11 protein-coding genes are annotated in these 11,246 nt (G+C 64.2%); 6 read left to right on the forward strand and 5 right to left on the reverse strand.

Translation table 11 applies throughout. The features are described 5' to 3' along the window. The first annotated feature begins 64 nt into the window (after positions 1-64). Both phoU and cysZ read left to right on the forward strand, forming a co-directional pair. Entirely contained in the window at positions 65-790 is a 726-nt protein-coding gene (gene phoU / locus MKZ40_RS10755) for a phosphate signaling complex protein PhoU (RefSeq protein ID WP_043331737.1), read from the forward strand. A 211-nt stretch (positions 791-1,001) separates the two neighbouring features. After that, a complete protein-coding gene (cysZ, locus tag MKZ40_RS10760; RefSeq protein WP_175088887.1) occupies positions 1,002-1,730 on the forward strand; it encodes a sulfate transporter CysZ in 729 nt (242 codons plus the stop codon). A gap of 168 nt (positions 1,731-1,898) precedes the next feature. On the opposite strand, the gene phoR is transcribed toward cysZ, so the two are convergent. The 4 genes from phoR to MKZ40_RS10780 all read right to left on the reverse strand — a co-directional run bounded on the left by phoR (position 1,899) and on the right by MKZ40_RS10780 (position 5,708). Then, on the reverse strand, positions 1,899-3,221 hold the full coding sequence (phoR, locus tag MKZ40_RS10765) for a phosphate regulon sensor histidine kinase PhoR (RefSeq protein ID WP_175088886.1): 1,323 nt from the start codon (positions 3,219-3,221) through the stop codon (positions 1,899-1,901). Positions 3,222-3,228: 7 nt separating this feature from the next. After that, the gene (gene phoB / locus MKZ40_RS10770; protein WP_043331741.1) at positions 3,229-3,918 is read right to left on the reverse strand and encodes a phosphate regulon transcriptional regulator PhoB; all 690 of its coding nucleotides are present in this window, start codon (positions 3,916-3,918) and stop codon (positions 3,229-3,231) included. A gap of 223 nt (positions 3,919-4,141) precedes the next feature. Continuing rightward, a complete protein-coding gene (ubiA, locus tag MKZ40_RS10775) occupies positions 4,142-5,032 on the reverse strand; it encodes a 4-hydroxybenzoate octaprenyltransferase (RefSeq protein ID WP_175088885.1) in 891 nt (296 codons plus the stop codon). Positions 5,033-5,099: 67 nt separating this feature from the next. Further along, complete coding sequence (locus MKZ40_RS10780) at positions 5,100-5,708, reverse strand: chorismate lyase (protein WP_348994698.1); 609 nt, start codon at positions 5,706-5,708, stop codon at positions 5,100-5,102. A 288-nt stretch (positions 5,709-5,996) separates the two neighbouring features. Here MKZ40_RS10780 and MKZ40_RS10785 point away from each other — a divergent pair, with 288 nt between their 5' ends. From MKZ40_RS10785 to MKZ40_RS10795, 3 genes are all read left to right on the forward strand, one after another. Then, positions 5,997-7,196, forward strand: coding sequence for an FAD-dependent oxidoreductase (locus MKZ40_RS10785; protein ID WP_175088883.1), 1,200 nt, complete (start codon positions 5,997-5,999; stop codon positions 7,194-7,196). A 250-nt stretch (positions 7,197-7,446) separates the two neighbouring features. Beyond that, positions 7,447-7,722, forward strand: coding sequence for an HU family DNA-binding protein (locus MKZ40_RS10790; protein ID WP_024952843.1), 276 nt, complete (start codon positions 7,447-7,449; stop codon positions 7,720-7,722). Positions 7,723-7,895: 173 nt separating this feature from the next. Continuing rightward, positions 7,896-8,252, forward strand: a complete 357-nt coding sequence (locus MKZ40_RS10795) for a hypothetical protein (RefSeq protein ID WP_054556348.1) — start codon at positions 7,896-7,898, stop codon at positions 8,250-8,252. Positions 8,253-8,380: 128 nt separating this feature from the next. Here MKZ40_RS10795 and MKZ40_RS10800 read toward each other — a convergent pair whose 3' ends face one another. After that, the gene (locus tag MKZ40_RS10800) at positions 8,381-8,797 is read right to left on the reverse strand and encodes a DUF2780 domain-containing protein (RefSeq protein ID WP_175088882.1); all 417 of its coding nucleotides are present in this window, start codon (positions 8,795-8,797) and stop codon (positions 8,381-8,383) included. Between the two features lie 190 nt (positions 8,798-8,987). On the opposite strand from MKZ40_RS10800, the gene yccS reads away from it, so the two are divergent. After that, on the forward strand, positions 8,988-11,240 hold the full coding sequence (gene yccS, locus MKZ40_RS10805) for a YccS family putative transporter (RefSeq protein WP_175088881.1): 2,253 nt from the start codon (positions 8,988-8,990) through the stop codon (positions 11,238-11,240). Positions 11,241-11,246: the final 6 nt, after the last annotated feature.

Genomic DNA, 11,246 nt, shown 5'->3' on the forward strand with positions numbered 1-11,246 from the left:
CATACTTGTCACGTCATTCATGTCACGCCCCCTGACTCGGTGGGCGACTTTCCGGGAGAGGGAAATGGATATCACCAGCGATTCGCACGGCAAGCATATCTCAGAGCAGTTCAATCACGAGCTGGATGCACTGAAGACACACCTGCTGGCCATGGGCGGACTGGTAGAGAAGCAGCTGCAGGATGCCGTCACGGCATTGCTGGAAGGCGACAGTGAGACCGCCACACGGGTGCGCGACAACGACAAGGCTGTCAACGACATGCAGCTCAAGATCGATGACGAGTGCACCCGGGTGCTGGCCCGCCGTCAGCCGGCGGCCTCCGACCTGCGTCTGGTGCTGGCCGTCATCCGCGCCACCTCCGATCTCGAGCGTATCGGTGATGAATCGAGCAAGATCGCACGCAACGCCATCTCGCTGGTCGAGAACGGCCAGAGCCCGCGCGGCATGGTCGAGGTGCGACACCTCAGCCAGCACGTGCGCAGCATGGTGCGTGACTCCCTGACGGCCTTTGCGCGCTTCGATACCGACCTTGCCCTCAAGGTACTGCGTGAAGATGCCTCGGTGGATCTGGAATATCAAAGTGCCATGCGCTCGCTGATGACCTTCATGATGGAAGACGCGCGCCAGATCACGCCGGTGCTCAATGTGATGTGGATTCTGCGTGCGCTGGAGCGTATCGGTGACCACGCCGACAACCTGGCCGAGTACGTCATCTTCCTGGTCAAGGGCGTGGACGTGCGTCATACCGACACCCATGACCTGAAGCCGCAGGACCTGGACAAGAAGTGAGCTGAACTCCCGGGTGTGACGCAACGCCCGCAGACTTCTGCACGATGCTTCGCCCCGCACCTGCCCATCGGCAGGCCGCGGGGCGATTGCGTCATGGGAGCGCGAGCAGTCTCATGCGGCCGACAGCTGCGCTGCGCAGGCGGGAGTGCTAGGGTGTGGCTCCGGTCAGTCTGCTGGCTGGCCGGTTCTTTTGAGATGACGAGGACGTCGCATGATTGATGCCGTATCGGCGCTGGTCCGCGGGACCCGTATGGTCTATACCCCGGGGCTGCGCCGCTTCGTATTCGTACCGCTGGCGATCAACCTGGTGCTCTACAGCATCACGCTGTGGGTGTTGTTCAACCAGTTCGGTGGCTGGATCGATTACTGGATGCTCAAGGTGCCGGCCTGGCTGGACTGGCTCAGCTGGTTGATCTGGCCGCTGCTGGTGGTGAGTCTGTTGCTGGTGGTGTTCTTCACCTTCAGCCTGGTGACCAACCTGATCGCCGCGCCCTTCTACGGCATTCTGGCCGAGAAGGTCGAGCATCGCCTGGATGGCACACTGATTGACGATGACCGTGGGCTGATGAAGATCGGCGTCGACTCGCTGGGACGTGAAATGGCCAAGCTGGGCTATTTCATCCCGCGCATGATCGCGCTGTTCATCATCGGTTTCATCCCGGGTCTGAACCTGCTCTCGCCGCTGTTGTGGGGGCTGTTCTCGGCCTGGAGCATGTCGATCCAGTACCTCGACTACCCGATGGACAACCATCAGGTCAGCTTCGGTGACATGAAGCAGCGCCTCAAGGCGCGCTGGTGGCCCTCACTGACCTTCGGCGCCGCGGTGTTCGTCATGACGCTGGTGCCTCTGGCCAATCTGCTGTTCATTCCGGGCGCTGTCGCCGGGGCGGTACTGATGTGGCAGAGCCACTACCGTCAGTTGCCGGCGCCGCGTCGTTGAGACAGCCTGTCGCAGCTGGTTCATCGCTGTACTGGTTTGTCGTTGAGGTAGCCGCAGCGTCGTCTGGCGGACCAAAAGAAACGCCCCGCAGTCGCCTCCTTTCGAGGTGGCTGCGGGGTGTTCCGCGTTGGGCTGGCCTCCGGCTCAGCTCATCACGGAGTCAGCACATCACCGGGCTAGCGCACTGCTGGTCCGGGGAGCGCTCGTCTGACAGGCGCGCTCGTCGGGGAAGTGACAGCGGAAGCGCGCACCCTCGCCGGGGTGGCTGTCGATCTCCAGATGGCCCTGATGGCGAATCAGCACATGCTTGACGATGGCAAGCCCCAGACCGGTGCCTCCCGTGGCGGTGCTGCGGCCCTTGTCGATGCGGTAGAAGCGCTCGGTCAGACGCGGCAGGTGGACCGGGTCGATGCCATCCCCGTCATCTTCCACCTCGACCAGCAGGCCCTGGTCATCCGCCTTCCAGCGCAGGGTGATATGGCAGTCTTCGGGAGTGTAGCGCACCGCATTGAAGACCAGATTCGAGATCGCGCTGCGCAGTTCCTGCTCCTCACCGCGTAGTGACAGGCTGGCATCGGCCTCGATGGAGAAGGTGTGGCGTCCCTGGGACAGGCCTTCGGCGTCGTCGCGGATATGGCCGAGCAGGGCACTCATGTCGATGCAGCGGCCGTTGTCGGACAGCTCGTCGGTTTCCAGGCGTGACAGGGTCAGCAGGTCCTCGACCAGGTGCTGCATGCGGTCGGTCTGGCTCTTCATCTGGCCCAGCCCACGCTGCCAGCGCGGTGGCAGGTCATCGGCGTAATCGGAGTAGGTCTCGAGATAGCCGGCCAGTACCGTCAGCGGCGTGCGCAGTTCATGGGAGACATTGGCCACGAAGTCGCGGCGCATCTCTTCCAGGCGATAGAGGCGGGTGACGTCACGCAGCATGACCAGACGTTCGTTGTCACCGAACAGGGTGATGGAAATCTGCAGCGTCAGGTTGTCAGACAGCGGCGACTGCAGCGTCAGCGGCTCGCGGTAGGCCAGCCGATTGAAGTAGTCGATGAAGGCGGGGTCACGCAGATAGTTGGTGATGTGCTGGCCGCGGTCGTGGCTGGCCTTGAGACCGACCAGCTGCTCGGCAGCGCTGTTCCACCATTCCATGTCACCGTGGTTGTCCAGCATCACCAGGCCGTCGCGCATGGCCTCGGAGGATTCCTGGATACGGTTGAGGATGCTGCGCAGTCGCTCCTGAGTCTGACGCTGGCCCTTCTGATAGCGGTAGAGACGATCGAGCAGGTCTCCCCACACGCCATCGCCGGGCGGTGGCTCTTCATGGGGATTGGTGATCAGCCAGGTATAGAGGCTCTTCAAGTGCTTGAGATGGACGAACAGATACAGCGCCAGACCCAGCGCCAGGCCCCAGCCCAGATGGCCCAGCAGGCCACCGATCAGGCCGAAGCCACCGGCAAGGTAGCCGAGGCGCCATAGCTCGTTGGTCCAATAGCGCATGAATCCCTCAGGCCTGAGCGCTGAAGCGGTAACCGGTGCCACGGACGGTCTGGATCAGATGCTGATGGCCTGTGCCCAGCGCCTTGCGCAGGCGGCGGATGTGCACGTCCACGGTGCGCTCCTCGACATAGACGTTACCCCCCCATACCTGGTCGAGTAGCTGGCTGCGGGTGTAGGCACGCTCCTGATGCGTCATGAAGAACTGCAGCAGGCGATATTCGGTCGGGCCGACATCCAGTGAGTTGCCGTGGGCGGTGACGCGGTGGCTGGCCGGGTCGAGCATCAAGCCTTCGACTTCCACTGCCTCCTCGACCCCCTTGGGGGTGGTGCGACGCAGCACGGCCTTGAGACGGGCGACCAGCTCGCGTGGCGAGAAGGGCTTGGTGATGTAGTCGTCGGCACCGGCTTCCAGGCCTTGAATCTTGTTGTCTTCCTCGCCCTTGGCGGTCAACAGGATGATCGGCAGTTCCGAGGTGGTCTCGTCTCGCTTGAGACGCCGCGCGAGCTCCAGGCCACTGGTGCCCGGCATCATCCAGTCCAGCAACAGCAGATCGGGCTTTTCATCGACGACGATGGCGTGGGCGTCCTGGGCATTGTCTGCCTCCAGCACGCGGTAATCCGCCATTTCGAGGGCGACGGCGATCATCTCGCGAATCGAGGATTCATCGTCGACAATCAGTACGGTCTTGGAGCTCATCGCTAGATCCCATGCAGCAGTCGGCGCACGCGCCAGAATGACAAGTCGATGACGATTACAACCCGCTTATATGACAACCAGATGACAACTGCCAGCATGGCAGCTTGCACGCAAGCCTGCCAGCCGCCTTGGAGGCGCGGCAGGCAGGCATGAATCGTGGGCTGGGGAGCAACCGGGGGCAGGGATAGCTTTAAATTAAATAATGCGAATATTTATGCAGGAGTCAGCTCATCGGCCAGGTCGCCAGGGCGATACCGGCGAAGATCAGCAGCCCCGTCCAATGATTGTTGAGGAACGCCTGGAAGCAGGGCGCACGCTCACGCTCACGGATCAGACGTTGCTGCCAGACGAAGGTGACGGCGGCGGCAGCCAGCCCCAGCCAGTAGAAGATGCCCAGCGCCAGCTGCAGGCCGATGCCGATCAACACCACCAGCATGCCCAGCTGCAACAGGCCGATCATCAGCTTGTCGGCACGCCCGAACAGCACGGCGGTGGACTTGATGCCCACCTTGAGGTCGTCGTTGCGATCGACCATCGCATAGGCGGTGTCGTAGGCCACCGTCCACATCAGGTTGGCCGCGAACAGCCACCAGCCGTAGGTCGGCACCTCCTCCAGCGTCGCGGCGAAGGCCATCGGAATCGCCCAGCCGAAGGCGGCGCCCAGCACTACCTGGGGCAGATGATGGAAGCGCTTCATGAATGGGTAGCTGGCTGCCAACAGCACGGCGACGATCGACAGCAGCACCGTGGTCAGGTTGGTGAAGCACACCAGCACGAAGGCGGCCGCGACCAGCCCCCCGAACAGTGTCAGCGCCTCGCGCTCCGAGATGCGGCCCGAGGTCAGCGGTCGGTCACGCGTGCGCTCGACATGCTTGTCCCAATGCCGATCGGCGTAGTCGTTGATCACGCAGCCGGCGGCGCGCATCAGGTAGACCCCGGCGATGAAGATCAGCAGGGTCGTGCGCTCGGGGATGCCATCTGCCGCCAGCCACAGTGCCCATAGGGTCGGCCACATCAGCAGCCAGGTGCCGATGGGGCGGTCCAGCCGTGTCAGGGCGAGGTAGTCGGCCAGTCTGGAAGGACGCGAAGCGGCGGAAGTGGATGACGCGGTCATCGGGGCTCCTGGGCGGGTGGTAGTGGGCAAGGGAAGAGAGGGAAACGAGGCCAGTCGGCCGCACGGCTCAGGTCAGTTGCAGCGCGTGCTGGAAGGCTGGCGTGAAGCCCTCCTGCACCAGCACCTTGAAGCGACCATGCGAGAACATCGAGCGGCGCATCCACAGGCTGGTGGTGCGGGCCAGCGGCCTGGAGCTCGAAAGCACCAGCGGGGCGCGGCTGATATCGATGGCGCTGCGTATCAGGTCGGGCTGGCGAAACAGCCAATGGCCCAGCGAGCGCTCGCCCAGCGTCGAGAGGCGATGACCGTGGGCCAGGTCCAGCGCCGCCAGCGAGCGTGCGATCACCCATGGCGTATCGCCATGACAGAGCGCCACTTCGCGTCGCCAGACATGCCGGCGTGGGCCGATGCCCAGCAGGCGTGCTTCATCAAGCCGCGCGGGGCCGGTGTCCTGAAGCAGCAGGCGCACGCGCAGGCCCTGGATGGGCTGACCTGCGCGTTCATCCTGCTGCTGCATGGCGCTGGCAAGGCGCTGTGTCAGCGAGTCCGTCGAGGAGAGCCACGCCCACCAGCCGGCCGGCATGACACCCTGCAGCGCGGCAGCCGGCTGCCAATGACGGCGCACCGCCGCCGAAGCCGTGGGTACGGCGCGCGTGGGCGAAGGCCAGCGAGGCACAGGTTGGTACGGGTTCTCGGCTGACGAATGAGGTGCCTCACAGGTGGAGGTCTGTGGCGTGAGCGCTGCGCGATGAGGCTCGCCTGCTGGGCATCGGACCACGGTGAATTCCCTGTCAGGATGACGAAATGGCGAGTCTAGCATGGCCGAGCGGCAAGGCCTCCCGCTCAGGCATGCCTGCACTGCAGGCGGGCTGGTATGCTGGGCGCATTCATCGGCGTTCATGACGGACGCTGCTGGCGCTCTTTCATCAGCGCTTCCCTCGGATCGATCTCAGGAGATGGTGCCATGCGCGACCCTCGCACCCTTGTCATCATTGGTACCGGCATGGCGGGCATTGGTCTGGCGCGCGCGCTGCGTGCGCGTGACAAGGATAGCCGGCTGATCCTCATCAGCCAGGACAGTGGCCACGATTATGCCAAGCCGATGCTGTCCACCGCCTTCGCCAAGAAGATGTCGGCCACCGACCTGTCGCGTCAGGCGCCGGTGGCGCTGGCAGACGAGCTGAATGCCGAGCTGCGTACCCATCAACGCGTCACTGCCATCGACGGTGATGCCCGCCAGCTATGGCTGGGCGAGGAGTGTCTGGCCTATGACGAGCTGGTGCTGGCACTCGGCGCGGCGCCGCGTCGTCCCTTCCCCGTCGCCGCGGAAGTGGCCTCACGCGTGCAGAGCATCAATGACCTCGATGACTATGCGGCCTTCTGCGCGACGCTGGCGAGGGCCCGCGAGCGCGGAGAAGACGGGCATGTGGTGATTGTCGGTGCCGGACTGGTCGGCTGTGAATACGCCAATGATCTGACGGCGGCCGGCCACCGCGTCACCTTGGTCGCGCCGGAGGAAACTCCGCTGGATGGATTGCTGCCGCAAGCACTGGGGCAGCGTCTGGGTGCGGCGCTGGATGGGCTCGGTGTGACGCGTCGCCAGGGCGAGATGGTCGAGACCATCGCCGCCAGCTCAGGCGAGGAGGCCGAGCGCCAGGCTGCGCCAGTCGAGGTGCGCCTGCAGAGCGGTCGTCGCCTGACGGGCTCCGTGGTTCTGCTGGCGACCGGCTTGGCGCCGCGCATTCGTCTGGCGCAGGCCGCGGGTCTGAGTGCCGGCGGCGATGGCATCCGTGTCGACCGCCACCTGGCCACCTCCCAGCCGTATATCTGGGCGCTGGGCGATTGCGTCAGTGTCGAGGGCGTCAATGCCATGTATGTCCAGCCGCTGCAGATGGCTGCGCGCACCTTGGCGGCCAACCTGTGTGGCGAGCCGAGCGTGCTCGACTGGAAGGCGTGGCCGGTGCTGGTCAAGACACCGGTCTTGCCGGTGGTGGCCTATCCGCCGCGTTCGGCCGTGGCGCGCTGGGAAATCAATGGTGACGGCGATGATCTCGAAGCGCGTGCACTGGATATGAACGAACGCTTGATTGGATATGCGTTGACAGGCGCCGCCGTTCGCAGGAAAGTCGAGCTAGCGCGGCAGGCGCCGCCGTTGCTAGGCTAGGCGATGCCATGATCGATGGTCGTAAATCCCTTGCTGCCAGCGCGGTCAGGCACGATAGTGAATGCTCCGTCAGACATGCTGCTCGGCGGGCGTGGTCTGACAGATTGCTGCCATCGACAGGTTTGATACGGCAAAGCTTGCCGAGAGCGGATTGCGTCGCCGCCATACGCCACCGCTAGCAAGTGCAAGAACAACAATGGAAACGGCGGCTTGGCCGCCCGTGCAGAATGCCAAACCAGGAGGGCTTTTCATGCGCAAGCCAGAACTCGCTGCGGCCATCGCCGAGCGTGCGGATCTATCCAAGGACAAGGCCAGTCAGGTACTGAACGTGATTCTCGACGAGATCACTCATACCGTGGCCAAAGGCAATGACGTCTCACTGATCGGTTTCGGTTCATTCACCGTGCGCCAGCGTGCGGCGCGTACCGGCAAGAATCCCCAGACAGGCAAGCCGCTGACCATCCCGGCCAGCAAGACCGTTGCCTTCAAACCCGGCAAGTCGTTGAAGGATGCAGTGACCAAGTAACCTCGGCGCATGCTTCAGCGCAGACCCGGGGTGACTGTCGCCATGGCTTTCAATCGTCGTCATCCAAAGCCCTGTCGGCTGTCATGCTGATGCCACCGGTTCCGCCCTGCGGGGCCGGTGGCATTTTCATATGGCCTGCGTGAACGATGCTTCGCGATTCAAGGAATGACACCATGAAGCTCAAGATATTGCTGTGGGTGCTGGGTCTGCTGCTCAAGCGGGCCTTCAAGCGTGACCCCGAATTTCGTGCCGAGCTGGAAAAGCGTCCGCTGGATTGGGGTGTCGCGACCGAAGACATGAGCATCGCGCGTCACTACCGCATGTCCCACGCGGGCGTCACCACGGGCAGTGGCCTGCCGGTGGATACCGAGCTTGAGCTGCGCTTCGCCGATAGCGACAGTGCGGTGGCCTTTCTGCTCAAGCCCTCGCCGCGTGCCTTCCTGCAAGGCCTGATGGACCAGCGCGTGCGACTGGTCGGCGATTCGGCTCAGCTCAACCGCTTGCAGTCATTGCTCAAGCGCATTCGCTGAATGTCCCTGTGCCGTGCCTGCATGAACGAAAGACGCCCCGCTGAGAGAATCAGCGGGGCGTCTTTTCGTCACGCGCCTTTCTTTTGTCACGAGCTTTTCTTTTGTCGCGAGCCTCTCTTGGGGGGGCGTTACAGCAGCTGCCTGAGGCCCGGAATGCCTTCCAGCACCTGATCGACCACGCCATCGCCGGCTTCTTCGCGGGCATAGCTCAGCGTCTCTTCGGCCACGCCGCGCGCCTGGTCCATGTTCAGGTCCAGCCCCATCAGCTTCTGGCCCAGTTCCAGCGCGCCGCCACCGCTGCCGCCGGTGAAGGCGCTGACGGCGCCCATCAGGCCGCCCATGAGGCCACCGCCACCGGACTCGGCGGCTTCCTCGCCTGCGCTGCCGATCAGGCCTTCCGCCCCCGGAATGGCGCCCAGCAGTGAGGCGGCCGGGCCATCCGGCCCCTGCTCACGCACGAACTTGAGAACCATGCCGACCGCCTGCTCGGCGATTTCCGGTGACAGCCCGAGGGAGCCAGTGACGCGTTCGATAAGAGGATGCATCGGTATTCTCCATGAAAGCCAATGAGGTCAGGAGTCTTCAGAGTGGCACGTCGCGGCGACTCGACGTTCGACGCGCCTGCCAACGCTTGCATGCGCCATGGCTATCGGACACGGCAGAACGGGGTGTTATGCTAGCGATATAAATCTAAAGTCTAATGCGCTGCCCGGCGCCCTGGTCACGGAACACTTCATGACACGCTCTCTCCTGGACTCCCTCATGCACTCTCTGCGTCGATTGTGGACGCTGGATGCCTTCAGCTATTCGCTACGCATGTTGATCGCGCTGGGTGGCGTGATGGCGGTGGGGTTCTGGCTTGACGAGATGGCGGTGGTGATTCCGCTGTTTCTGGGCGTGATCGCCTCGGGGCTGGCGGAAACCGATGATCACTGGCGCGGTCGACTGCGCGCTCTGGGCATGACGCTGGCCTGCTTCAGCATCGCTGCCGTCTCGGTGGAGCTGTTGTTCGGCATGCCGCTGCCCTTCGTGATCGGGCTGGCGCTGGCCACCTTCGCGATGCCGATGCTGGGCGCCATCGATGCCCGCTACGGCGCCATCGCGCGCGCTTCGTTGATTCTGGCCGTCTACACCATGATCAGCCTCGAGCAGCAGCATGGTGATGGTCAGATCGCGGTGCTGGAGCGCAGCCTGCCCGATTGGCTGCGGGAACCGGGGCTGGGCATCAATCTGGTCCAGCCGTTGCTGCTGGTGGTGGGGGCGTCCTGGTATGGCCTGCTCTCGGTCGTGTGGTGTGCGCTGTTCTCGCGCCAGCCACTCAAGCACAGCATGGCGACGCTCTACCGTGAGCTGGGGCGCTATCTGATTCTCAAGGCGCAGCTGTTCGAGCCGCTGCGCAATGTCGACCAGTCCGCCCGCCGCCTGGCGCTGGCCGAGCAGAACGGCCGCGTGGTGGTGGCGCTCAACCAGACCAAGGAGATGGTCTTCCGGCGCCTTGCCGGACGGCGTGATACCACCAAGCTCGACCGCTACCTGCGCCTCTACTTCATTGCCCAGGACCTCCACGAGCGCGCCAGCTCTAGCCATTATCCCTATGGCCAGCTCACCGACGCCTTCTTTCATCACGATATCCTGTTCCGCTGTCAGCGCCTGCTGGAGCAGCAGGGGCGCGCCTGTCGCGGGCTCGGCAAGGCGCTGTTGATGCGCCAGCCCTTCGATGCCAGTGACAGCCAGCAGGCGCTGGAAGACCTCAATGCCTCGCTCGTCTATCTCAAGCAACAGCAGCGGCCCGAGTGGCACCATCTGATGCAGGCGCTGGAAGCCCTCGCCAGCAACCTGCGCCTGATCGAAGGCCAGATCGCGCGCCTGAATGATCTCGAAGCCGTCAGCAATGAAAGCGACAACAGCCTGCTGGACCGCTCGCCCCACGGCACGCGCGACATGTTCGAGCGTATCCGCAGCCACCTGACACCGCGCTCGCCGATCTTCCGCCATGCGCTGCGTCTGACCGCGACGCTGGTGGCCGGCTATGGTGTGCTGCTGGCGGTGCACCCGACCCAGGGGTACTGGATTCTGCTGACCGGGCTGTTCGTGTGCCGTCCCAGCTATGGTGATACGCGCCGTACGCTGGCGCAGCGGATCCTGGGCACGCTGATCGGTCTGGTCGCCGGCTGGGCGCTGATCAGCCTCTTCCCGGCGCCCACGATCCAGGCCGGTATCGCCGTGGTCGCGGGGGTGCTGTTCTTCGCCACCCGTGGCTCGCGCTACACCCTGGCCACCGCCGCCATCACACTGATGGTGCTGGCGTGCTTCAACCAGGTCGGCGATGGTTTCGATCTCATCTGGCCACGCCTGTTCGATACGCTGGTCGGTGGCCTGCTGGCCGGGCTGTCGGTGGTGCTGATCCTGCCTGACTGGCAGGGCCGCAAGCTCTATCGTCATGCCGGCGTCAGCCTCAAGACCAGCGGCCGCTATCTGGGCGAGGTGCTGTCCCAGTACCGCCATGGCAAGCGCGATGATCTGGCCTACCGTCTGGCGCGGCGCAATGCCCACAACGCCGACGCGGCCTTCTCCAATCTGCTGGCCACGGCCCGCAAGGAGCCCGGGCACTTCCGGCGCGATGTCGAGCCGGGCTTCGGCTTCCTGCTCCACGCGCACACCGTGCTCGGCTATCTCTCGGCGCTGGCAGCGCATCGCGGCGAACTGGAATCCACCGCCTCGGCCAGCAGCGGCATCGAGACGCTGCTGCGCCATGGCGAGCGCCTGAGTCAGCAGCTGACGGCGTTGGGGGAGCAATTGGAGTCGGGCGGTGAGATCGCCGTCACACTGGACAGCGAAGACGAGATAGCGGCGCTGGAAGCTGAGGTCGAGCAGGTCGAATCCACCACCGGACGCCTGGCGCTGTCGCAGCTGATTCTGGTGCTGCGGCTGTTGCAGCCGCTGGAAAGCGCCGGCACCCAGCTGATCAAGGCCAGCCGCGCCAGCTGAGTCGCT

The organism is Cobetia sp. BMC6 (assembly GCF_029991385.1).
Classification (GTDB): domain Bacteria; phylum Pseudomonadota; class Gammaproteobacteria; order Pseudomonadales; family Halomonadaceae; genus Cobetia.